The sequence below is a fragment of the Sphingomonas sp. DMC6 genome (genome assembly GCF_056314225.1).
Genome location: NZ_JBQUYT010000014.1, coordinates 19,203 through 42,546, shown reverse-complemented (window position 1 = coordinate 42,546; position 23,344 = coordinate 19,203). Strand labels below are relative to the sequence as shown.

At 65.7% G+C, this 23,344-nt stretch carries 18 protein-coding genes and 1 tRNA gene; 7 read left to right on the top strand and 12 right to left on the bottom strand.

Going from position 1 to position 23,344, the window contains the following annotated elements; translation table 11 throughout:
• Nucleotides 1-55: 55 nt before the first annotated feature.
• From ACT53M_RS19260 to ACT53M_RS19245, 4 genes are all read right to left on the bottom strand, one after another.
• A complete protein-coding gene (locus ACT53M_RS19260; RefSeq protein WP_476235500.1) occupies nucleotides 56-514 on the bottom strand; it encodes a hypothetical protein in 459 nt (152 codons plus the stop codon).
• A 95-nt stretch (nucleotides 515-609) separates the two neighbouring features.
• Nucleotides 610-1,134, bottom strand: coding sequence for a DUF1345 domain-containing protein (locus ACT53M_RS19255; RefSeq protein ID WP_476235528.1), 525 nt, complete (start codon nucleotides 1,132-1,134; stop codon nucleotides 610-612).
• Nucleotides 1,135-1,274: 140 nt separating this feature from the next.
• Nucleotides 1,275-1,814 carry an inorganic diphosphatase gene (gene ppa, locus ACT53M_RS19250; RefSeq protein ID WP_476229678.1) on the bottom strand — a complete coding sequence of 180 codons (540 nt, stop codon included), beginning with the start codon at nucleotides 1,812-1,814 and terminating at the stop codon, nucleotides 1,275-1,277.
• A gap of 40 nt (nucleotides 1,815-1,854) precedes the next feature.
• On the bottom strand, nucleotides 1,855-3,744 hold the full coding sequence (locus ACT53M_RS19245; RefSeq protein WP_476235499.1) for a M61 family metallopeptidase: 1,890 nt from the start codon (nucleotides 3,742-3,744) through the stop codon (nucleotides 1,855-1,857).
• A 160-nt stretch (nucleotides 3,745-3,904) separates the two neighbouring features.
• Here ACT53M_RS19245 and ACT53M_RS19240 point away from each other — a divergent pair, with 160 nt between their 5' ends.
• Nucleotides 3,905-5,188, top strand: a complete 1,284-nt coding sequence (locus tag ACT53M_RS19240; RefSeq protein ID WP_476235497.1) for a methyltransferase family protein — start codon at nucleotides 3,905-3,907, stop codon at nucleotides 5,186-5,188.
• 67 nt (nucleotides 5,189-5,255) lie between these two features.
• Here the strand turns inward: ACT53M_RS19240 and ACT53M_RS19235 are convergent, their stop codons facing one another.
• The 7 genes from ACT53M_RS19235 to ACT53M_RS19205 all read right to left on the bottom strand — a co-directional run bounded on the left by ACT53M_RS19235 (nucleotide 5,256) and on the right by ACT53M_RS19205 (nucleotide 12,972).
• Nucleotides 5,256-6,074 (bottom strand): DUF4167 domain-containing protein, encoded by an 819-nt coding sequence (locus ACT53M_RS19235; RefSeq protein WP_476235495.1) that lies wholly within the window; start codon nucleotides 6,072-6,074, stop codon nucleotides 5,256-5,258.
• Between the two features lie 261 nt (nucleotides 6,075-6,335).
• Nucleotides 6,336-7,160, bottom strand: coding sequence for a peptide chain release factor N(5)-glutamine methyltransferase (gene prmC / locus ACT53M_RS19230; protein WP_476235493.1), 825 nt, complete (start codon nucleotides 7,158-7,160; stop codon nucleotides 6,336-6,338).
• 156 nt (nucleotides 7,161-7,316) lie between these two features.
• Nucleotides 7,317-8,390: a peptide chain release factor 1 gene (gene prfA / locus ACT53M_RS19225; RefSeq protein ID WP_476235492.1), complete on the bottom strand. Its 1,074-nt coding sequence runs from the start codon at nucleotides 8,388-8,390 to the stop codon at nucleotides 7,317-7,319.
• Nucleotides 8,387-9,661, bottom strand: coding sequence for a histidine--tRNA ligase (gene hisS / locus ACT53M_RS19220; protein ID WP_476235490.1), 1,275 nt, complete (start codon nucleotides 9,659-9,661; stop codon nucleotides 8,387-8,389). The genes prfA and hisS overlap by 4 nt, the downstream gene beginning before the upstream one ends.
• A 193-nt stretch (nucleotides 9,662-9,854) precedes the next feature.
• Entirely contained in the window at nucleotides 9,855-10,478 is a 624-nt protein-coding gene (locus ACT53M_RS19215; RefSeq protein WP_476235488.1) for a 2-dehydro-3-deoxy-6-phosphogalactonate aldolase, read from the bottom strand.
• Nucleotides 10,475-11,353, bottom strand: coding sequence for a 2-dehydro-3-deoxygalactonokinase (locus ACT53M_RS19210; RefSeq protein ID WP_476235486.1), 879 nt, complete (start codon nucleotides 11,351-11,353; stop codon nucleotides 10,475-10,477). Before ACT53M_RS19210 ends, ACT53M_RS19215 begins: the two co-directional genes overlap by 4 nt.
• Nucleotides 11,344-12,972: a sodium:solute symporter family transporter gene (locus tag ACT53M_RS19205; protein WP_476235484.1), complete on the bottom strand. Its 1,629-nt coding sequence runs from the start codon at nucleotides 12,970-12,972 to the stop codon at nucleotides 11,344-11,346. Before ACT53M_RS19205 ends, ACT53M_RS19210 begins: the two co-directional genes overlap by 10 nt.
• Nucleotides 12,973-13,162: 190 nt before the next feature.
• Between ACT53M_RS19205 and ACT53M_RS19200 the strand changes: the two genes are divergently transcribed.
• Nucleotides 13,163-13,909: a FadR/GntR family transcriptional regulator gene (locus tag ACT53M_RS19200; RefSeq protein ID WP_476235483.1), complete on the top strand. Its 747-nt coding sequence runs from the start codon at nucleotides 13,163-13,165 to the stop codon at nucleotides 13,907-13,909.
• Nucleotides 13,910-13,924: 15 nt separating this feature from the next.
• Here ACT53M_RS19200 and ACT53M_RS19195 read toward each other — a convergent pair whose 3' ends face one another.
• Complete coding sequence (locus ACT53M_RS19195) at nucleotides 13,925-15,718, bottom strand: IlvD/Edd family dehydratase (RefSeq protein ID WP_476235481.1); 1,794 nt, start codon at nucleotides 15,716-15,718, stop codon at nucleotides 13,925-13,927.
• Between the two features lie 104 nt (nucleotides 15,719-15,822).
• Between ACT53M_RS19195 and ACT53M_RS19190 the strand changes: the two genes are divergently transcribed.
• The 5 genes from ACT53M_RS19190 to ACT53M_RS19170 all read left to right on the top strand — a co-directional run bounded on the left by ACT53M_RS19190 (nucleotide 15,823) and on the right by ACT53M_RS19170 (nucleotide 22,932).
• A complete protein-coding gene (locus ACT53M_RS19190) occupies nucleotides 15,823-16,749 on the top strand; it encodes a Gfo/Idh/MocA family protein (RefSeq protein WP_476235480.1) in 927 nt (308 codons plus the stop codon).
• Between the two features lie 184 nt (nucleotides 16,750-16,933).
• A complete protein-coding gene (locus ACT53M_RS19185; RefSeq protein WP_476235478.1) occupies nucleotides 16,934-18,112 on the top strand; it encodes an efflux RND transporter periplasmic adaptor subunit in 1,179 nt (392 codons plus the stop codon).
• Between the two features lie 6 nt (nucleotides 18,113-18,118).
• Nucleotides 18,119-21,307, top strand: a complete 3,189-nt coding sequence (locus ACT53M_RS19180) for an efflux RND transporter permease subunit (protein WP_476235477.1) — start codon at nucleotides 18,119-18,121, stop codon at nucleotides 21,305-21,307.
• On the top strand, nucleotides 21,304-22,791 hold the full coding sequence (locus ACT53M_RS19175) for an efflux transporter outer membrane subunit (RefSeq protein ID WP_476235475.1): 1,488 nt from the start codon (nucleotides 21,304-21,306) through the stop codon (nucleotides 22,789-22,791). Before ACT53M_RS19180 ends, ACT53M_RS19175 begins: the two co-directional genes overlap by 4 nt.
• 67 nt (nucleotides 22,792-22,858) lie before the next feature.
• Nucleotides 22,859-22,932, top strand: a tRNA-Gly gene (locus tag ACT53M_RS19170).
• The last annotated feature ends 412 nt before the right edge of the window (nucleotides 22,933-23,344 follow it).

The following is a 23,344-nucleotide window of genomic DNA, read 5'->3' as shown; positions in this document are numbered from 1 at the left end:
GGGCGCCGGCGGGAAAAGAACAGAGCATGTACGCGCGGGCACCGGCCCGAATGCGCTAATCCCGCGCCCGATAGGCGATCCGCCACATCACCAAGCCGATACCCGCTGCAATCAGCGCGATCAGGCCGCTGGTGCCGAGCGCGCTGATCCAGCGCATCATCCAGGCGCGGCTGTCCATCGGCGGCAGGCCCAGCGCGCCGAAGCCATAGGTCTGCGCGCCGGTGAACAGGCCCAGCGCGGTCATGCCGGCGACCAGCGCGGCATGACGGGCGCGGCGCAGACCGGCGACGTGGAATACCAGCCAGAGCGGTCCGGCCACCGCAGTGATCGCAATGCCCGAGAACAGGCTGCCCAGCACCCAGCCGGCAGCGAGCGCCAGCGGGCTGCGCTGTCCGCCGGCCACCAGCAGCGCAAGGATCAGCACCCCGCCCAGCGCACTGCCGGCGGCGAGCGCGAGTCCCGCGCGATCGATGCTGGTATCCAGTCGGCCCTGTGGCCGCACGACACTTGCCATGCTGAAATCCGCCCCTCCCCAGGGTGCGCTTCCATACTGCGCCGGCCCGCCCCCGCGCAATACGGCCTCGCCCGGAGGCGTCGCGGAATCGGCGTTCAGCTCCCGCCTAGCACGTTGATGGTAAAGGCGAGCACGCCCAGGTTGAACACGAAGGCGGCAATGCAGTGCAGCGTCACGACACGGCGCATCCGCCTTGTGGTGACGGACACGTCGCTGGTCTGGAAGGTCATGCCCAGACAGAAAGCGAAATAAATGAAGTCCCAGTAATTGGGCTCCGGCGTCTCCGGGAACTGGAGCCCGCCCTGGTCGCGCCCGCCGGGGGCGGCAGTGTAGAAGAGATGGGCATAATGGAGTGCATAGACGCTGTTGCTGAACGTCCAGCTCAGCGCCAATGTCGTGAGGATCAGTACCAGCGCCCCGGTCTGCGGTGCCTTGCGCTCCATCAGTTCGCTGGCGACCGCGATCAGGATCACCACCGTCACGGCACCGGTGATGCCCAGCAGCACCAGTCGGTTGGCATCATTGGCGCAGGCCGATCGCCGCATCGCTTCCGACTGGTGGCGCAGCATCGGCGCACATAGCGCCAGGAAACAGGTCGCGCCGATGTCAAACCCCAGCATCACGCCGCCGCGCAGCCCCCAGAACGGGTGCAGCAGCAGCGTCGCGACGGTGGTGACCAGCGCGAAGGCGAGGAATCGCGGCGGCGCGAGCACATTGCCGATTCCCCGGCGATGTGCCCCGCGCCGCAGCGTCTTCCTGCTCAGGCTGCCTTCGCCTTCTTGGCGGCCTCGATCGCTTCGAGCACGATCTGGCGCGCTTCGGCAGCATCGCCCCAGTTGCCGATCCGCACCCACTTTTCGGATTCGAGATCCTTATAGTGTTTGAAGAAATGCTCGATCTGCTGGAGCACGATCGACGGCAAGTCGGTCCGCTCGCCGATGTCGCTGTAATAGGGGAAAGTGCTGTCGACAGGCACGCAGACCAGCTTCTCGTCGCCGCCGGCTTCGTCTTCCAGCTTCAGCACACCGATCGGACGTGCGCGCACGACGCAACCCGGAACGAAGGGCGAGCGGGCAATGACCAGCGCGTCGAGCGGATCGCCGTCGGGCGACAGCGTGTGCGGGACGAAGCCATAGTTTGCCGGATAGCGCATCGGCGTGTGCAGGATGCGATCGACGAACAGCGCACCGCTGGCCTTGTCGAATTCATATTTCACCGGCTCACCACCCACCGGCACTTCGATGATGACGTTCAGGTTGTTCGGCGGATCGTCGCCGACAGGAATCAGGTCAATACGCATTGTGTTTCAAGCACCTGTTGGTTGGCGGCCCCGCCCCGTCTCAGCGGGGCTGAAGCAGCTTGTCTAGGCCAGCCTCTCCTTGAGCCGTCTTGACGAGGTGCGGATAGCGCAGGCCGTCATGATAGTCGATGGAGACATCGCGATAGCGTTCGCCGCGCTTCAGCGTCAGCACGATCGGCACCTTGGTGCCCTTGGCGGCCTTGACCGCGTCGATCAGCGTCTCGCTCGAATAGGCACGGCCGTTCACGGCGACGATCTCGTCGGCCAGCGTGATCCCGGCCTTGAATGCGGGGCCGTCCCAGGCGACGCCGGCAATGCCCTTCTTGCCTACCGCCAGCCCCAGCGAATAGCTGAGATCGGCAAAACCCGGGCGGCCGCCCTTGTTCGGCACATCGGTATAGACGAGCTTGTAGCCGTTGCGCTCGAAGCCCTTGAGCGGTGCATGGTCAGACACGTCGTACAGCCGCTCGGTCAGCAGCTTGCGCCAGTCATAGGCGACGATGCCGTCCAGCGTCTTCACCACATCGTCGAACGTGTAGGTGACCTCGCCATAATCGCCGTCGCGCCCGCCGAAAAAGGCGCGGGCGAAATCGTCGATCGATTTGGTGCCGCCGCTCTTTTCGCGCAGGATCGAATCGACCTCCATCCACACCAGCAGGCCTTCGTTGTAATAATCTTCGGAGCGCTGCCAGCTCGTCCAGGGCTTGGGCGCCCGGGCGGTGATGATCGGATCGTTGGTCGTGTCGATCAGCGGGCGCCACTGGCGGCCGGCGCGCGTGTCGAGGCTGGCCATGATATTGGCATAGGCGTCCAGCGTCTCTTCCTTGCTAACCAGGCCGGAACGGGCCTGGAACACATAGCCCCAGAACTGGGTCTGTCCTTCATAGACCCACAGCGACTGGTCGCGCATCGGCATGCGATAGTCGGGCGTCCACAGCTCGGCGCCGCGACGATACTTGCCGTCCCAGCTATGGGTATATTCGTGCGGCAGCAGGTTGCGCGCGCTCGCCTGTTCCTTCCACTTGGTGAAATAGCCCAGCCCCACGCCGTCTTCGGAGCTGCGATGATGCTCCAGTCCGATGCCGCCCAGATCGTCGCTGATCGACAGCAGGAAATGATAATGATCGTAATGCTGGGTGCCGAAGGTCTTCACTGCCTGATCGACCAGCCGCTTGTGTGCATCGATCTGCTCAGGCGTCGCTTCCAGTTCTTCCGGCGTATCAGCGAACACGTCCAGCGTCACACGCGGGCTTAGCTCGATCGGTCGGTAATAGCGGCCGGCGAGCACCGGCGAGTCCATCAGGATCTCGTAGGTCGTCTTTTCATAAACATAGGTCGAGCCATTCGCCTTGGCCGGCACCGCGCCGGCGGCCGACCAACCCTCCGGATATTTGACGGTGGCCTGGATCGGAATGCGGCGCACGAAATAGCCAGCCGGATAAAGGCTCAGCGAATTGAACTGCAGGCTCATCATCGCCGGCGTCATGACGATGCGCCCCTGATTGCCCTCGGTCGCGGAGACGAACTGGAACTCCAGGTCGAGCTGCTTCGCGCCGGCCGGCACCTCTACATGGAAGGCGAACACATCGACCGGATCGCGCGTCCACGCGATCCGCTTGCCGCCGGCGCGGATCTGGAGGCCCGCCAGCTTCTCGATCTCGCCGCGCGGGCCGTGCTTGCCGGGCAGCCATTCGGGGAACAGCAGCGTCAGGCGGCCAGCCTTTGCCACCGGAATCGTCTCGCGCACGCGGAATATGCCGCGCAGGGTGTCGGTAGCATCGACATCCAGCTTGATCGTGCCGGGATAAGGAATGTCGCGCGCGGCCGGGATCGTGTCGACGATCGGAACCGGCTGCGGCGCCGAATTCTGCGCGAACGCAGGCGCAGTCGATGCGAGCAGCAGGGCGAAAGCGGAAACGGCACGAATCATCGGCGAAACACCTCAGGAGGATGACCGGCGCGCAAGAAAACGCGCACCTTGCGCAATATCGTTACCGGCGCCGCGCGCGGTTGCAAGGACTTCCGGTACCTGAACGGGCCGTGGGCACAGTTCACGCCTTTCTAACCATCTTCGCCCTATGCCCGCCGCCATGTTCCACGACGCCACCCTCGGCGCCTCTGCCGCGATCACGCCGCGGCCGCGTTCTGCGGTCAGCCATGGCGTCGGGCTGGCGGGGCTTGCGGGCATGACCCTGTGGGTCGCGGTCGCGCACCATTACCGGCTCGACGGTCCTTATGCCGCCCTGGTCAATGTCGCAGCCTGCGCGCTGCCGATGGTGGTGTGGTCGCTGATCGTCGACAAGGTCCACCGCAATCCCAGCACCGGCATCGACTGGTCGCTGCGGCGGCCGTGGCGCGAAACGCTGGAGATTTCGGTCACCAAGCTTACCGGGCTGTGGCTCACCTGGGGCGCGATTGCCGCCATCTATGCGGTCGGCCGTTTCTGGTGGGATCCGCGCTACGGCAATTTCCCCTTTGCCATGTGGTGCATCGGCATCGCCGCACCCGCGCTGTTCGTGCTCTCGATTCCCTATGTCCTGTGGCTGGACCGGCGGCTGGTGACGCCGCGTGACGGCGCCTGGCATGCCGGCGCCTGGGCAATGGGGCTGAAGGGTGCCGACCCGGCCGCTGTTGCGAACCATGCACGCAGCTGGGCCGTGAAGGGCTTTTTCCTCGCCTTCATGCTGTCGATCGTACCGCCTGGCTTCGGCCAGTTCGTTGCCGCCGATTATGGGCAGGTGTGGCGCGATCCGGTGGCGCTGGCAGGGTGCTGCATTACCTTCATGTTCCTGATCGATGTCGCCTTCGCCACTGCCGGCTACATCCTCACGCTGCGCCCGCTCGATTCCCACATCCGCAGCGCCAACCCCAGCGTGGCGGGCTGGACGGCGGCGCTGATCTGCTATCCACCCTTCGCGCTGATGGGCAGCGTGCTCGATTACCATCAGGGCACCGCCGACTGGAATATCTGGCTGGCGGGCCACCCCGTGCTGCTGGCGATCACCGGCGCGGTGCTGGTGGGGCTGACGGCGCTTTATGCCTGGGCGACGGTGGCGTTCGGCCTACGCTTTTCCAACCTGACGCATCGCGGCGTGCTGACGCACGGCCCCTATGCCTGGAGCCGCCACCCCGCCTATCTTGCAAAAAACCTGTTCTGGTGGCTTTCCACCCTGCCCTTCCTGGCTACCACGGGCTGGATCGATGCCGCGCGCAACACCGCAATTCTCGCCTGCGTCAGCGGCATCTATTACTGGCGCGCGAAGACCGAGGAGGCGCATCTGTGCGCCGATCCCGAATACCGCGCCTATCGCGACTGGATGGAACGGCACGGTCCGGTGCCGCGGTTCTTCGCACGCCTGTCTGGCCGCGCCTGACCCCTGAAAAGCGAAGGGCCCGCCTCCCTTGAGGAAGCGAGCCCTTCACCGATTGCTTGGCCTGGGTTCAGGCTGCCGGCACTTCGGCTTCGTCGCCCTTGGTGACGCGGCGGCGACGCGGTTTCTTCACTGCCGCTTCCTCCGCCGGAGCAGCTTCAGCGCCGATCGCCGGCGGCAGTACCGCCAGGTCGATACCGTGCGAGGTTTCGGCCTCTACGGGCGCAGCCTCGCGACGGGGGCGACCGCGACGGCGCGGTGCCGCTTCGCCCGCTTCGGCAGCGGCGGGAGCATCGACAAACTGGGCCGGCGCAGCGGCTTCATTCTGCGCAGCTTCGTCGGCATGACCATTGGCATAGCCGTTGTTGCGGCCGTTGCGGCGATCGTCACGCGATTCGCGATAGTCGCGGGGTTCCCGCGGTTCACGACCCTCTCGCGGTTCACGACCTTCACGGGGCTCACGGCCTTCGCGGGGCTCACGCGCCTCACGCTCGTAGCGCGGTTCGCGGTCACGGCGAGGCTGGTGCTGCTGGCGCGGCGCCTCCTGCTCGTCTTCGCGACCCGCTTCGCCTTCGAGTTCGAATTCGTCCTCGTCGCCGTCGAATTCCTCGCGCTGGCGGCGCTGCTGATTCTGTTCCTCGAAGCGTGAACGATTCTCGTTCAGCACGCGAAAGTAATGATCGGCGAACTGCAGATAATATTCAGCATTCACCCGATCGCCCTGCATCTGTGCATCGCGCGCGAGGTTCTTGTACTTCTCAAGCAGCTGGGCGGCATTGCCACGGGCACGGTTGTCAATACGATTGCCGTTGCCCTGGTTGTTCGGGTTTCCACCCTGGCGCTGCTGCCCGCCACGACCGCGACGGCGGCCGGCCTGACGATTGTTCATCAAGGTCTCTGTGTCCTGTCTTTACAAAGCCGTCCGTCGATCCATCGAGGTTCCGGATGCAGGGTTACATTCGCGGACAGCACCGGATATCCGGTGCTCCCCGCTTGCCACGGCCGCCGGACTGCAGCGGCGCACATGACCATGGAGTCGGGCCTCAGCCCTTTAATTCAACGACTTGGTTGAAGGTGCCTCGCCCCGGCGTCCTTCTAGCCGCTGGTGCAGCATTCTCCAAGCAGAAATATGTGACGTTTTCGCGTGGATTCAAGTCAGCCGCACCACGCGCGGGCGCCCACCCATATCCTTATAGACGCTTGGAGACAGGCCATGTTCCTGTCCCAGCAAAGAAACTGCTGCGGCCTGGGTCCAGCCGATCTCCAGCACCGCCGCCCCGCCGGGGGCGAGCAGGCGCGGGATATCCGGAATAATACGGCGATAATCGTCGAGCCCGTCGGCACCCGCGAACAACGCCTCGGCCGGTTCATGGTCGCGCACCTGCGGCGGCAGCGGCTCCTCCGTCCCGATATAGGGCGGGTTGGCAAGGATCAGGTCGAACGGGCCGTCGATACCCGCTGCCCAATCGCCCACGCGGAAGGTTGCGCGGTTCGCCATGCCCAGCGCCGCGGCATTGCGGCGGGCATAGTCGAGCGCGGTTTCGGAAGCATCGACGCCCAGCCCCTCTGCCTCGGGCCATTCGGCGAGCGCTGCGAGCAGCAGCGTGCCGGAACCGGTGCCGAGATCGAGGACATGTGCCGGGCCACGGCCGGCAAACCACGCCACAGCCGTTTCGATCAGCGTCTCGCTGTCAGGCCGCGGGATCAGCACGCCGGGGCCGACCGCCAGATCGATCGTCCAGAAAGCGCGGCGACCGAGGATATAGGCGACCGGCTCGTGGGCCAGCCTGCGCGCGACGAGTGCTGCGAAACCGGCGGGTTCGGGATCGTTCAGCCGGGCGAGCAACAACCCTTCGCGCGTGGTGTCCAGCGCATGGGCCATCAGCAACTCGGCGTCGAGTCGGGGGGTGTCGGAGATGCTTTCGAACTGGCGGGTGGCTTCGGCAAGGACGGCGCGGATGATTTGGCCGCTCACAATACGGGAACCCCAACATCCTCCCCGGAACGGGGAGGGGGACCAAGACGCGTAGCGGCTTGGTGGAGGGGGGCCTCCGCCAAGGCGTCCCTGGCTGCGATCCCCCTCCACCATGTGCTGGCGCACATGGTCCCCCTCCCCGTCCCGGGGAGGATCTTAGGAATCCAGCTGCGCAAGCCTGTCTGCCTCGTCCTGCGCGACCAGCGCGCCGACCAGTTCGCCCAGCTCGCCTTCCATGATTTCCGGCAAGCGGTGCAGCGTCAGGTTGATGCGGTGGTCGGTCACGCGGCCTTGCGGAAAATTATACGTCCGTATCCGTTCCGACCGGTCGCCCGAGCCGACCATCGAGCGCCGCGCACCGACGCGCTCGGCCGCCAGCCGCTCGCGCTCGGCCTCGTACAGGCGCGTGCGGAGCACCTTCATCGCCTTGGCCTTGTTCTTGTGCTGCGAGCGCTCGTCCTGCTGGATCACGACGATCCCTGTCGGCAGGTGGGTGATCCGGACCGCGCTGTCGGTGGTGTTCACGCCCTGTCCGCCCGGGCCGGAGGCGCGGTAGATGTCGATGCGCAGATCCTTTTCGTCGATCTGCACGTCCGCCTCTTCCGCCTCGGGCAGCACCGCGACGGTGGCGGCGGAGGTGTGGATTCGGCCGCCCGCCTCGGTCGCCGGCACGCGCTGCACGCGGTGCACGCCGCTTTCGAACTTCAATTTGGCGAACACGCCGGTGCCGGTGATGCCGATCACGACTTCCTTGTAGCCGCCTGCTTCCGAAGTGCTGGCCGAGATCAGCTCGGTCCGCCAGCCGAGCCGGTCGGCATAGCGCTGGTACATGCGCAGCAGGTCGCCGGCGAACAGCGCCGCCTCGTCCCCGCCCACGCCCGCGCGGATTTCGAGCAGCGCCGGACGCTCGTCTGCAGCGTCCTTGGGCAGCAGCGCGAGCGCGAGCTTGCGTTCGGCCTCGGCGAGCGTGCCTTCGTTGGCGCGGAGCTCCTCCACCGCCATCGCCCGCAGCTCGTCATCGGCGTCCTGCGTCATCTGCTGGAGCGACTGGCCCTCGGCGCGCAGCCGGCGGACATTGCCCGCCGCGACTGCGACCGGCTCGATCTCGGCATATTCCTTCGAGACCTGGACGAAGCGATCGCCGGCGAGCTCGCCCGACGCCATCAGCGCCTGCAGCTCGTCCCGCCGCGCCTCGATCGCCGCGATGCGGTCCGGCGGGATGCGGGTCATTCGGTCGGGCCGCCCCAGTGAAGCGAATCTGTTGTCGCTACGACAACACTCAAGAGATTCTCAGGAGCCACAACAACTTGTGCCCTTACGGGCTTTGTGGAAACTTCCGGTGCACCCTGACCAGCGGTGATAGATACCGCGTAGAGAGGATTGGCCTTCATCGCCTTATCGTATCGCTTGCGAGGACTTCCGCTCGCATAGAGCTCAGCGGCAAAGCCTGCCTTCCTCAAGTTACTTACGAAGGTGATTCCTGCGATTTCGAGTTCGCGAGCCTCAACCACGACCGCAACATCAAGCACCTCGAACGGCGGCTCGTCGATCAGCATCGCTAGCCGCTCGACGCCGGCCGCCCAGCCCACACCCGCCGTCTCGGGACCGCCGAGCGAGCCGATCAGCCCGTCATAGCGCCCACCGGCCAGCACCGTGCCCTGCGCACCGAGCCGGTCGGTGACGAATTCGAACGCGGTGTGGCGGTAGTAATCGAGCCCGCGCACCAACCGCGCGTTGCGCTCGTACTTGACGCCGGCAGCTTCCAGCCCGGCCTTAACCGCATCGAAGAAAGCACGCGCCTCGTCGGTCAGATAGGCGTCGATGTCCGGTGCGCTGTCGGCGATCGGGCGGTCTCGGGGATCCTTCGAATCGAGGATACGCAGCGGATTCTTTTCGAGCCGCGCCAGGCTGTCCTCGGACAGCTGATCCTTGTGCGCCTCGAAATGCGCGACCAGCGCGGTGCGCCAGGCATCGCGCGTCGCGGCATCGCCAAGCGTGTTGAGCTGCAGCGTCACGCCCTCGGCGATACCCAGTTCCTTGAGCAGCTGGTCGGCCAACACCAGCAGCTCGACATCGGCAGCGGGTTCGGGTGCGCCGATGATTTCGGCGTCGATCTGGTGGAACTGGCGATAGCGCCCCTTTTGCGGGCGCTCGTAGCGGAACACCGGACCGGAGGTCGCGAGCTTCAGCGGCGCGAATTGCTGCCAGCCTTCGGTGATATAGGCCCGCGCAATACCGGCGGTAAATTCGGGGCGAAGCGTGATGGAATCGCCGCCGCGGTCCTCGAACGTGTACATCTCTTTCGAGACGACGTCCGATGTTTCGCCCATCGACCGCGCGAACACGCCAGTCGCCTCGAAGATCGGGATTTCGAGCCGCTGGAAGCAATAGAGCTTGCGCACCCGGTCGAACGTTTCGAGCACCTTGGCAAATCGCCGCTGGTCTTCGCCGAAAATGTCCTGGGTGCCCCGGATGCGCTGGGGAGTCTGGATACGTGCCATTTGGGCGCGGCTATTAGGCCGGTTTGATGCGGGCTGCAATGTGGGCGTTGGGAAGCTGAAACTTGCGGTACCTGTGCTCCGCTCCCGCTTGCGGGAGGGGTCAGGGGAGGGGGTGACGGCAGCGTGCGCCCGCCCTCTCCACGTCGCCCCCCTGGCCCCTCCCGCAAGCGGGTGGGGAACAATGGAGGGAAGGTTACAAAGCCGCCACGAAGGCCCGGGCATTGGCGCCGACTTCCGCCGCGCTCAGCCCCGGCTTGTACAGTGCCGAGCCTAGGCCAAAGCCCGCCGCACCCGCCGCCGTCCAGGGCGCCATATTGTCCGGCGCAATGCCGCCGACCGGCAGCACTCGCACCTCCTTGGGCAACACCGCGCGCATTGCCTTCAACACGGTCGGCGTGACCGCCTCGGCTGGGAACAGCTTGAGCCCCGTCGCGCCCGCTTCCAGCGCCGCGAAAGCCTCGCTGGGGGTCGCAATGCCCGGCAGCGAGACGAGTCCCGCCGCAGCACTCGCGCGGATCACATCGAGATTGGCGTTCGGCGAAATGATCATCGCGCCGCCAGCATCGGCCACTGCCTGCACCTGATCGACTTTCAGCACCGTACCCGCACCGATCACGGCACGGCCGGCAAAGCGCTTCGCCAGCCGCGCAACGCTGTCCAGCGGGTCGGGCGAGTTCATCGGCACTTCAATAAGGGCGAAGCCCGCGGCCACCAGTTCCTCGCCGATCGCTTCCACCTCTTCAGGCTTTACCCCACGCAGAATCGCCACCAGCGGGCAGCGGGCAAAGGCGGCGTCGAATTCGGCGATGTGGCTCATGCAATCTGCTCCGCAATGGCAAGGATTCCTGCGACGAACGCATCATGGCTGCTGGCGATCACCGCCTTGCGCCCATGTGCGCACACTGCCGCCGCATAAAGGCCCCCCAGCACAGGGTCGGCAAGTATATGGACACTATCATGCCCGGCATTTTCCAGCCGCGCCGCGACGTCGCTGCCGATCAGCAGCCCGCTGGCATAGGCGGCGGCATCTTCATCTTCGCGTACGCCAAGCATTTTGGCCGCGCGAATGCCGAAGAGGGAGGCGGCCAGGTCGCGCTTACACCCCTCCTCCACGCCGGCGAGGAAAGCGGGGCCGACGCGCACCTCATCGCCCAGCTGTGCCGCGAGCAGACCATGCTTGCGAAGCAGTGCGAACAGCTCGCCGGTCATCGCTGTCGTGAAATCGGCTATGCGGCCGTCCACCATCTCCACCCATTTGCAATGGGTGCCCGGCTGGACCAGCAATGCATCGGCAGGCGCCAGCCCGGCACGAACCGCGCCCAGCAACTGCACTTCCTCACCCCGCATCACGTCCGGCCGTCCGGCGATCATCGTCGATACGCCGGGAACGATGGCGCTGCGTTTGTCGACCCAGAGCAGCGCCGCCGTCAGTTCGGGGATGCCTGCGGGGGCCGCGACATAGGGCGCGGGCTGCCAGCCGATATTGGCGCCGACCATGCCAGCCATCAGCATCGGCAAGTCGCCATGCCGGGCACGGATGCCCGCCGCTTCGGCCGCGAAGTCGGCGACCGACGTGACGCCCTTGTCGTCACGTTCGGTATGCGCGACGCGACCGCCTTCGATTACGAAGACGCGGCGATTGGTGGTACCCCAGTCAACCGCCAGGAAGGGGCCGGAAAAACTCACCACCATGTCGCGTACAACGCAATCAGGATCAAAATGACGCCAAGTCCGCCGATATTGAATACCGCTGGCGTCGCAAAGCTGACACCCTGCATCGTCACCACATTCTTTTCCCGCTTGGCTGGCGCTGCCAGCGAGACAAGCACGGCGAGGATCAGGCTGGCAAGGAACACCGCCAGCATCCGGTTCATGAACGGCATCAGAAAGGCGTTAGCGGCGTCGGGTAGAAAGGCTGCAGGGATCGCACCCTTGAGCACCGCTGACAGTACCACCGATGCGACGGCAGCAACGATCGCCCCAGCCTCAGTCGCCTTGCGCCAGAACAGGCCGAGCAGGAAGATCACGGTGATGCCGGGCGTGAAGAAGCCGGAGAATTCCTGGATGAACTGAAATGCCTGGTCCGACTGGCCGATCAGAGGGCGGGCGGCAAAGATCGCGATCAGGACAGCCAGCGCAGCGACGCTGCGGCCGATCAACACCAGATGCTTTTCCTGGCCGGTGGCGCCGGCGCCATCCTCACCTCGGGTGCGAATGCCGCGCGCCTTGGCATAGAGGTCGAGTGTGAAGATCGTGGCGATCGAATTGATCTTGGAGGCGGTCGACGCAATGATCGCCGCGACCAGCGCCGCGAATACCAGTCCGAGCAGCCCCGGCGGCAGCAGCCGCATCATCGTCGGATAGGCTTCGTCGGGCTTGGCCAGGTCGGGCGCCAGTACCACGGCAGCGATGCCCGGGAGCACGATGATCACCGGCATCAGCAGCTTCAGGTACGCCGCGAAAAGCACGCCCTTCTGCGCCTCGCCCAGGTTCTTGGCGGCTAGCGCACGCTGGATGATATACTGGTTGAAACCCCAATAGCTGAGATTGGCGATCCACATGCCGCCCACCAGCACGGCGATGCCTGGCAGGTCGTTATAGAATTTGTTGCCGGGCTTCAGGATCATCTGGAAATGGTCGGGCGCACGCGCGGTCAGCACCTGGAAGCCGGCGATCACACCATGCCCGCCGCCGATCTGGTTGAGCGTCAGATACGAAACGACCAGCCCGCCCAGCACCAGCAGCGTAACCTGCACGATGTCCGTCAATGCGACGGCCTTCAGGCCGCCCCAGAGCTGATAGAGCAGCGCGAACAGGCCCAGCGCGATCAGCGCATGGCCCTGGTCGATGCCGGCCACCTTGTTGACCGCAATCGAACCCAGCCAGATGATCGAGGTGAGGTTCACGAACACATAAAGAGCGAGCCAGAACAGCGCCATCAGCACCGGCAGCAGCCGGCCATAACGCTGCTCAAGGAACTGCGGCATCGTATAGATGCGGTTGCGCAGGAAGATCGGCAGGAAGAACTTGCCGACAATTAGCAGCGTCAGCGCGGCCATCCACTCATAGGATGCGATGGCGAGCCCCATCGCATAGCCCGAGCCGGACATGCCGACGATCTGCTCGGCCGAGATGTTCGCCGCTATCAGCGACGCGCCGATCGCCCACCAGGGCAGCGACTTGGATGCGAGGAAATAGTCCGCCGTATCTTTGGCATGGCCAGGCTTTTCGCGGCTGACCCATTGGGCAAGGCCGAAGATGCCGATCGCGTAGGCGATCACCACGATCAGGTCGATCTGCGAGAGACTCATGCTCCACTCCTGCTGCCCCGGCACTGGCGCATGGGCCCCGCGCTTCTCAGGCGTCTGCCGCGGCGGTGCGGCCGCTGTTCATTTATCTTATTTATCGGGCTTGTCCAGCGGCGCGCATCGGCTAACCTGCCCAAACATATCGGACGTTTGCGGATTGCGCATACGGCCGGGAAAGCAGAGCTACACGAGGATGTCGACCCTTCCCTATTCAACCGGCGCCGGTGATGCGCGTGCCTCGCTGGGGCGCAACCTGACCTATGGCATGCTCGACGCGTTGGGCCGCGCGATCGTGACCGGCCGCTATGACGAGGAACCCTTCCCCACCGAAGCCGAGCTCGCCAAGCAGCACGGCGTCAGCCGATCGGTAACGCGCGAAGCCGTGAAGATGCTGACCGCCAAGGGGCTGCTAAGCGCCCGGCCGCGTCAGGGTACGGTGGTGCAACCGGCATCGTCATGGAACCTGTTCGACACCGATGTGCTGCGCTGGCTGTTGGAGCGGCAGTTTTCGGTCGACCTGCTGCGCCAGTTCAGCCAGTTGCGCATCGCGATCGAACCCGAAGCGGCGGCGCTGGCCGCCCGTTTCGCCAGTGCCGAGGATCTGCGCCAGATTTCCGCGGGTCTGGCGCGGATGGAGGCGGCGGAGCGCGGCACGGACGATACGCTGGATGCAGATATCGCCTTCCACGTCGCGGTGCTGCGCGCCTCCGGCAACCCCTTCTACGCCCAGTTCCGCGATATGGTGGCAACTGCGCTGCGCACCTCGATTCGCTTCACCAACCGGATCAAAGGCCGCACCGCGAGCGTGAGCGACCATGCCGCAGTCCGCGATGCCATCGCTGCCCGCGATCCCGCCACCGCCCGCACCGCGATGCAGGCGCTGATCGGCGATGTGGTGGAACTGATCGACGGCGCCGGCCTCAACGACGCGGCAGCCTGATCACGGCGGTCGACGTCAATGGCTGTCGCGCGGCAGCCCCCGGGTCTGGGCGATGCGCTGATACTTTACCGCATTTTCAAACACTGCCCCGCCATCGAACTGACCGACCAGATCGCGGTGGATTTCCTGCCACGGCGTCTGCGATTCAGGCACATAGTCGATACCGAGTTCGGCGCGGCGCGCGGCCAGTTCCTCGTCGCTCACCAGCATGTTGGCAGTTCGTTTGTTCAGGTCGATGCGGATTCGGTCGCCGGTGCGTACGAGTGCCAGACCTCCCTCAACGGCCGCTTCGGGGGCGGCGTTCAGGATGGAGGGGCTGCCGCTCGTGCCCGACTGGCGGCCGTCGCCCAGGCAGGGGAGCGCATGGACGCCGGCACGGATCAGCGCGGCAGGCGGGCGCATGTTCACCACCTCTGCCCCGCCCGGATAGCCCACCGGCCCCGCCCCGCGCATGACGAGCACGCAATTCTCGTCGATCGCGAGCTCGGGGTCGTCGATGCGACGGTGATAATCTTCCGGACCATCGAACACCACGGCGCGGCCTTCGAACGCGCCGGGATCGTCGGGGTTGGAGAGATAGCGGTCGCGGAACTCGTCCGAGATGACCGAGAGCTTCATCACCGCATTGTCGAACAGATTGCCCGACAGCACAGTCAGCCCGGCCGCCGGCCGCAGCGGCGTGGCGAGCGGGCGGATTACGTCGGCATCCTCGATTTCGGCCGCCGCGACATTGTCCGCAACGGTGCGCCCGTTCACGGTCAACGCATCGCCGTGCAGCAGCCCGGCGCGGTACAGCTCGCCCATCACCGCCGGCACCCCGCCAGCGCGATAGAAATCCTCGCCCAGATAGGTGCCCGCCGGCTGCAGGTTCACCAGCAGCGGCACGTCGGCGCCGTGCGATTCCCAGTCAGCCAGGCTCAGTTCCACGCCGATATGGCGGGCAATCGCGTTGAGGTGGATCGGCGCGTTGGTCGAGCCGCCGATCGCCGAATTGACGCGGATCGCGTTGAGGAACGCCTCGCGCGTCAGCACATCGCTTGGCTTGCGATCCGCCAGCGTCATCTCGACGATCTGCAACCCGGTGCGATAGGCGCATTCGGCCCGGTCGCGGTAGGGCGCCGGGATCGCCGCCGAGCCGGGAAGCGACATGCCGAGCGCTTCGGCCAGCGAGTTCATCGTCGTCGCCGTGCCCATGGTGTTGCACCAGCCGGTCGAGGGCGCCGACGAGGCGACGAGCTGGATGAAGCCCTTATAGTCGATCTCGCCCGCCGCGAGCATCTCGCGCGCCTTCCACACAATCGTGCCGGACCCCGTGCGCTCGCCCTTGAACCAGCCGTTGAGCATAGGCCCGACCGACAGGGCAATGGCGGGAATGTTCACCGTGGCGGCCGCCATCAGGCAGGCGGGCGTGGTCTTGTCGCAACCGATCGTGAGCACCACACCGTCGATGGGATAGCCATAGAGCGTCTCGACCAGGCTCAGATACGCGAGATTGCGGTCAAGCCCCGCCGTCGGCCGCTTGCCGGTTTCCTGGATCGGATGGGTGGGAAATTCGATGGCGATGCCGCCTGCGTCGCGAATCCCCTCGCGTACCCGCTTGGCGAGCTCGAGGTGGTGGCGGTTGCAGGGGCTGAGGTCGCTGCCGGTCTGGGCGATGCCGATAATCGGCTTTCCCGACTGCAATTCTTCCAGGCTGATCCCGTAATTCAGATACCGCTCGACATAGAGTGCGGTCATGTCCGGGTTGGCGGGATTGTCGAACCACGCCCGCGAACGCAAGGTACGACGGGTTCCAGCTTCTTCGGTCATGCATCCTCCGCTATCGAGCGCCGTTGACGCCGAGGCCCGGCTTGATACCGGCGCCCTGCGTGAATAGAAAGAGCATATATATCTTATAAAAGGAAGGATGTAGAATGCCGGAGCGGATTCGCCTTGGGCTCGTGGGCATCGGGAAGATTGCACGCGACCAGCATTTGCCGGCGCTGGCGGCGGACGGACGGTTCGACCTTGTCGCCACGGCCAGTCGCAACGCCCAGCTGGACGGCATTCCCGCCCATTCCGATATTGAATCGATGATCGCCGGCGGCCATGCGCTCGACGCCGTATCGCTGTGCACCCCACCCGGCGGGCGGTATGAGCAGGCACGTGCCGCCATCGAAGCGGGGCTGCATGTCATGCTCGAAAAGCCGCCGGCCGCGACGCTCAGCGAAATTGCCGACCTCGCCGAACGGGCCCGCGCAAAGGGCGTCACGCTGTTCACCACCTGGCATTCGCGCGAGGCGGCTGGCGTGGAGCCCGCCCAGGCGTGGCTTAAGGGGAAGCGGATCGACGCCGTGCGGATTACCTGGCGCGAGGACATTCGCCGCTGGCACCCGGGCCAGGAATGGATTCTGGCTGCGGGCGGCTTCGGCGTGTTCGATCCCGGCATCAACGCCCTGTCGATCGCCACCCGCATCCTGCCCGACGCGCTGCTGCTCGAAACGGCGACAATGGAAGTGCCGGCCGGCCGCGCCTCGCCGCTGCGCGCTGCGCTGAAGATGCGGTGCGGCACCGCCCCCGTTACCGCCGATTTCGACTTTTTGCAGACCGGCCCGCAAACCTGGGACATCGAGATCGACACCGATGCCGGCACGCTGCGGCTGGGTCTGGGCGGCAGCATCGTCCAGTTCCCCGGCGAGGCCGAACAAAAGGCGCCGGACCGCGAATATGCCCGACTCTATGCCAGATTCGCCGAACTGGTGTCGGCGGGTGAGAGCGACGCTGATGTCCGTCCGTTGCAACTTGTTGCGGATGCATTTCTGCTGGGTGAGCGGACGATCGGCGAAAGCTTCGCCTTTTAAGGAGCTTGTACGGGAATCCGCACACTGGCCGAGATATTTTGCGACAACTCTCTTGTGGCGGTATCGCAACCACATGCCCTATGGGCGTGTTTGGCAACGGCCAGCACCTCCGGCGACCTTCGGAGGTGTCAACTAGCGGGTTCTGAACTTGAACGCACCGACCAGCTTTCGCCGATCGGGTACGATGCTGTTGGCGTCTGCCCTGATTCTGTCCTCCTGCAGCGCCGGCGGCGACGCCCAGAAGAAGGGACGCGGTCCAGCCGGCCCGCCGCAGGTCGGCTATGTCGTCGTGCAGCCGACCAGCGTGCCGGTGACGACCGAGCTCGCCGGGCGCGTGACCGCGTTCCAGTCGTCGGAAGTGCGCCCGCAGGTTGCCGGCATCGTCCAGCGCCGCTTCTTCCAGGAAGGGGCCATCGTCCATCAGGGCCAGACGCTCTACCAGATCGACCCCAGCCTCTATCGCGCCGCGGTCGCGCAGGCTGAGGCCAATCTGCAGAACGCACAGGCGACCATGGAAGCGGCCCGGCTGAAGGCGGAACGCTACAAGCCGCTGGCGCAGATGGAGGCGGTGAGCCAGCAGGATTATACCGACGCGACCGCCGCCGCGCGCCAGGCGGCTGCGCAGGTCGCGCAATATCGTGCCGCGCTGCAGACCGCCCGGATCAATCAGCGCTTCACTACGGTGCCCGCCCCTATCACCGGCCGGATCGGTCGCTCGCTGGTTACCGAAGGCGCTCTGGTCACCACCAACCAGACCGATCCGCTGGCCGTCATCCAGCGGCTGGACCCGGTCTATGTCGATATCCAGCAGTCCAGCGCCGACATGCTGGCGCTGCGCCGCGCGCTGAGCCGCAACGGCATGGCCCCGGCCAGCGCCGCCGTGCACCTGAAGCTGGAGGACGGCAGCGATTATGGCGAGGCCGGCACCGTCGAATTTTCGGAAGTGATGGTCAGCGAGACCACCGGTACGGTCACGCTCCGGGCGCGCTTTCCCAATCCGCAGAACATCCTGCTGCCTGGCATGTTCGTCCGCGCCGTTTTCGCGCAGGCGATCGACACCAAGGCCTATCTGGTGCCGCAGCAGGGCGTTTCGCGCGATCCCAAGGGCAATGCCACCGTTTATGTGGTCGGCCCGGGCAACAAGGCAGTGGCGCGCACCGTCGTTGCCGACCGCACGATCGGGCAGAACTGGGTTATCACGCAGGGGCTGGCGCCCGGTGACAAGGTGATCGTGCAGGGCACCGCCAACCTGCGGCCCGACGCCGATATCCGGCCGGTTCCCGCGACCACGCCCCAGAACATCGAGCCGCCCAAAAAGGGCCAGGGTGCGGCACCGGGCGCCGCCAAGACCAAGGGCGCCTGATCCGCCATGTCGCGTATCTTCATCGATCGCCCGATCTTCGCCTGGGTGCTGGCGATCATCGTGATGCTCGTCGGCCTGGGTGCGATTTTCTCGCTGCCCATCGCCCAATATCCTGACATCGCCCCGCCGCAGGTGAACATCCGCGCGACCTACCCCGGCGCGTCGGCAGAAACGGTGCAGAACAGCGTCACGCAGGTGATCGAGCAGCAGCTCAGCGGCATCGACGGGCTGCTCTATTTCGGCTCCTCGTCCACCTCGCGCGGGCAGGTGACGATCACGGCGACGTTCGAAAAAGGCACCAATCCGGACATCGCCCAGGTCCAGGTGCAGAACAAGGTGCAGCAGGCATTGTCCCGCCTGCCCACCCAGGTGCAGCAACAGGGCCTGACCGTCACCAAATCGAACCCCGACTTCCTGATGATCGTCGGCGTCTACGACGAGACCGACCAGCGCACCAATCTCGACGTGTCCGACTGGCTCGCCTCCAACCTGCAGGATCCACTGTCGCGGATTCCGGGCGTGGGCGACACCAATGTGTTCGGCGCGCCCTATGCGATGCGCATCTGGCTCAATCCCGCGAGGCTCGCCAGCTATGGCCTGATCCCCAATGACATCATCAACGCGGTCCAGGCGCAGAATACCGAAATCGCCGCCGGCGAACTCGGCGGCCAGCCGATGCCCAAGGACCAGATGCTCAATGCGACGGTGACGTCGCAGTCGCGCCTGCAGACGCCCGAGCAATTCGCCAACATCATCGTCAAGACCCAGCCCAACGGCGCAACGGTGAAGCTGCGCGATGTCGCGCGCGTCGAGCTTGGCTCGGACAATTACAATTCGGCCAGCCGCGTGAACGGCCATCCCGGCGCCGGTCTGGCGATTTCGCTGTCGCCGGGTGCGGACGCGCTCAAGACGGCGGAACTGGTGAAGGCGCAGGTCGAAGCCGCATCGAAGACGTTCCCGGCCGGCTTCAAATATGCCTATGCGAACGACACGACCGGCTTCATCAAGCTGTCGATCGACGAAGTGGTGAAGACGCTGCTCGAAGCGATCGTCCTCGTCGTCATCGTGATGTTCGTGTTCCTGCAGAGCTGGCGGGCGACGCTGGTGCCGGCCATCGCCGTGCCGGTGGTGCTGCTCGGCACGTTCGGTGTGTTCTACGCGCTCGGCTTCTCGATCAACACGCTCACACTGTTCGGCCTCGTCCTCGCCATCGGCCTGCTGGTCGACGACGCGATCGTCGTCGTCGAGAATGTCGAGCGCCTGATGGAGGAAAATCCCGGCATGTCGCCGCGCGAGGCGACCATCAAGTCGATGGACGAAATCCAGGTCGCGCTGGTCGCCATCGCACTGGTGCTGTCGGCCGTGTTCCTGCCGATGGCGTTCTTCGGCGGCTCGACCGGCGTGATCTATCGCCAGTTCTCGGTGACTATCGTCTCGGCGATGGTGCTTTCGGTGCTGGTGGCGCTGGTACTGAGCCCGGCACTCACCGCGACGCTGCTGAAGCAGAAGAATCACGACGGGACGGCCGAAGCCGGCTGGCTGGACCGCCGCTTCCCCGCCTTCGGCCGCACGCTGGGCCGCGCCCGCGACGGCTTCAACCGCGGATTCGAACGCGGCATTGCCCGCTACACCGCCGGCGTCCGTTCGGTCGTCGACCGCAAATGGGTGTTCCTGCTGCTCTACGCACTGGTCTGCGTGCTGCTGGTGGTGATGTTCTCCCGGCTGTCGACGGGCTTCCTGCCCACCGAAGACCAGGGCGCGGCGCAGGTGCAGTTCCGCCTGCCCGCTGGCGCCACCCAGACGCGGACGCAGGAAGTGCAGACGGCGATCGAGCGCTATTTCCAGACGCACGAAAAGAACAATGTCTCGGTGATGTTCTCGGTCGCCGGCGGCGGCTCGGGCGCCAGCGGCCAGAATACCGGCCAGGGCTTTATGAATTTTGCCGACTGGGCCGACCGCAAGGGCGCGCAGAACAGCGCCGATGCGATTATCGCCCGCGCTTCGGGCGCCTTCCGCAATTTCCGCGATGCGCAGGTCTTCGCGCTGGTGCCCCCGGCGATTCGCGGGCTGGGCCAGTCGACCGGCTTCACCATGGAGCTGTTGAACGTCAGCGGCATGCCGCGCGACCAGTTCGTCGCGGCACGTGACAAGCTGCTCGCCATGGCCAATGCCGATCCCGACCTGGCGCAGGTGCGCCTGTCCGATCTGCCCGACGTGTCGACGCTGCGCGTCGATCTCGACCAGCAGAAGCTGGCGACGCTGGGCCTCAGCCAGGCCGACGTGAACTCGACGCTATCGACCGCCTGGGGCGGCCGCTATGTCAACGACTTCATCGACCGCGGCCGCGTCAAGCGCGTCTATGTGCAGGGCGATGCGCCCTATCGATCGGAGCCAAGCGACCTCGGGCAATGGTTCGTCCGCAGCAGCAACGGCGACATGGCCCCCTTCTCGTCCTTTGCCAGCACGGCCTGGGCGACGGCGCCAACTACCATGGCCCGGTTCAACGGCACCCAGTCGTTTGAATTCCAGGGTCAGGCAGCGGCGGGCAAGAGCTCGGGCGACGCGATGCAGCGGATGCTTGAGCTCGCAGCGCAGATTCCGGGGACCAGCGTCGCCTGGGCGGGACTGTCCTATCAGGAGCGGCTGTCCTCGGGCCAGGCGCCCTTGCTCTATGGCGTGTCGCTGCTCGTCGTCTTCCTGTGCCTTGCCGCGCTGTATGAAAGCTGGTCGATCCCGATCGCGGTGCTGCTCGTCATTCCGCTGGGGCTGGTCGGCGCAATCTTCGCGGTCACGCTGCGCGGGCTGCAGAACGACGTGTATCTGCAGATCGGCCTGCTGACGACCATGGGCCTTGCCGCCAAGAACGCGATCCTGATGATCGAGTTTGCCGAACAGGCCGAAAAACAGGGCAAGCGCGTGATCGATGCGGCGCTGGAGGCTGCGCGCATCCGTCTTCGCCCGATCCTTATGACCAGCCTGGCCTTCATGTTCGGCGTGCTGCCGCTGGCCATTTCCACGGGCGCCGGCGCGAACAGCCGCATCGCGATCGGCACCTCGGTGATCGGCGGCATGCTGACGGCGACGATCCTCGCCATCTTCTACATCCCGCTGTTCTTCGTGCTCGTCCGTCGCGGCGTGCGCGACGGGATGAAGGCGTTGCGCGAACACCGGCATCATGGGGAGGCCCAGGCATGAAGCGTTCGCTGATCCTGCTGGGCACCGCCGCGCTGACCGGCTGTTCGATGGCGCCGAAGTACGTGCGGCCGGCGGCGCCCGTCCCCGCCTCCTGGCCGGTCGGCGACGCCTATCTGCGCGAGAGCGAGGCGGCCCTGCCCGCCGTCAACTGGCGCGACATCTTCAAGGACCAGCGGCTCCAGACGCTGATCGAAAGCGCGCTGGCCAATAATCGCGACTTGCGGATCGCCGCTGCCAATATCGCGCAAGCGCGGGCGCAATATCGCATCCAGCGTGCGGCGCAGTTCCCGGAAGTCGATGCCAGCCTGGGCATTACCGAGCGCCATGGCCTCAGCACCACGGGTGGCACAGCCGGGGGCGCGAGTGGCAGCGCCGCGAGCCCGGGCACCACCGGCGGCGGCACCGGCACGCGCACCAGCTATGCGCCGCAGCTTGGCATCACCGGGTTCGAAATCGACCTGTTCGGCCGCCTCGCTTCGCTCACCAGCGCCCAGCAGAACAGCTATTTCGCGACCGTCGCCGGCGCCCGCGCAACCCGGCTGACGCTGGTCGGCGATGTGGCGACCGGCTGGCTCAACTATGCCTCCGACGCCAGCCTGCTGCAGGTGGCGCGCGACACGGCGCGCAGTGCCGAGGAATCCGTGCGGCTCACCCGCGCGCGGCTCCAGGGCGGCATCGCCCCGCGTACCGATCTGCGCCAGGCCGAACAGACGCTGGCGGCCGCGCAGGCCGATATCGGCCGCTATGAGACGGCGGTGGCGCAGGACATCAATGCGCTGCGGCTGCTGGTCGGTGCGGACATCGACCCGGCGCTGCTTCCCGCCTCGATCGAACAGGCCATGCCGACGATCGGCGCCCTGCCGGCCGGGCTCGATTCGGGCATCCTGCTGCGCCGCCCGGACGTGGTGCAGGCCGAATATCAGCTGCGCGCCGCCAATGCCCAGATCGGCGCCGCGCGCGCCGCGCTGTTCCCGCGCATTACGCTGACGACGGTGCTCGGTTTTGCCAGCAACGCGCTTTCCAGCCTGTTCGACAGCAATGCGTTCAACTGGCAGGCGGGCGGCACGGCCAGCTACCCCATCTTCCGCGCCGGCGCCGGCCGCGCCAATGTCGCACTCAGCGAGGCGCAGCAACAGGCCGCACTCGCCAGCTACGAACGCGCGATCCAGAGCGCCTTCCGCGACGTTGCCAACGCGCTTGCCCAGCGCGGCACGATCGACGCGCAGCTACGCGCGACGCAGATCGAAACCGATGCAGCAGCCGACGCCTACCGGCTGGCCAACGCCCGCTATCGCGGCGGTATCGACACTTTCCTCGCGAGCCTGATCGCGCAGCGCTCGCTATACACCGCCCAGCGTAGCCTGGTGGCGATTCAGCTGACGGCGGCGACCAATCGGGTCAATCTCTATCGCGCATTGGGCGGCGACGCCCAGCTCGACGCGACGCCGCAAGGGCCTAAACCGCGTACGCCCGATACGCCGTAAGGGAACCAGACATCACGCAAGCGGTTGACCGGGCGCCCGCGCTTGTGGCAGCAGCGCTGGAGAGCGGGCGGGTATAGCACAATGGTAGTGCAGCAGCCTTCCAAGCTGAATACGCGGGTTCGATTCCCGCTACCCGCTCCAATTTCCGATCCCAAGAAATCCAACAGAGCTTTGTAAACCGCGCAAATCTGCGGTATTTTCGGGTCGTCCGGCTCGTGATCGCTCGTCCCATCCCATGAAAGTGCAAGCGCGAGTGGGGCCTGTTTTCGAAGATTTCGGGCCTAAATTTGGCCCGAGGGCCCATATCGGAGGCCCCTCGCAGCGAAAGGCAGAACCATGGCTTTGACAGACATTGCAATTCGCAGGGCCAAGACCCGCGAAAGAGCCTAAGAAATGTATGACGCGCTGGGCCTGTTCCTGATCGTGTCGCCCTCCGGCTCCCGCCTGTGGCGGATGAAATTCAAACGCCACGGCTTCGAAGAAAGCTCAGCTTCGGCTCCTACCCAGACGTAAGCCTGCGTGACGCGCGTACGCGGCGCGATCAGGCGCGGCA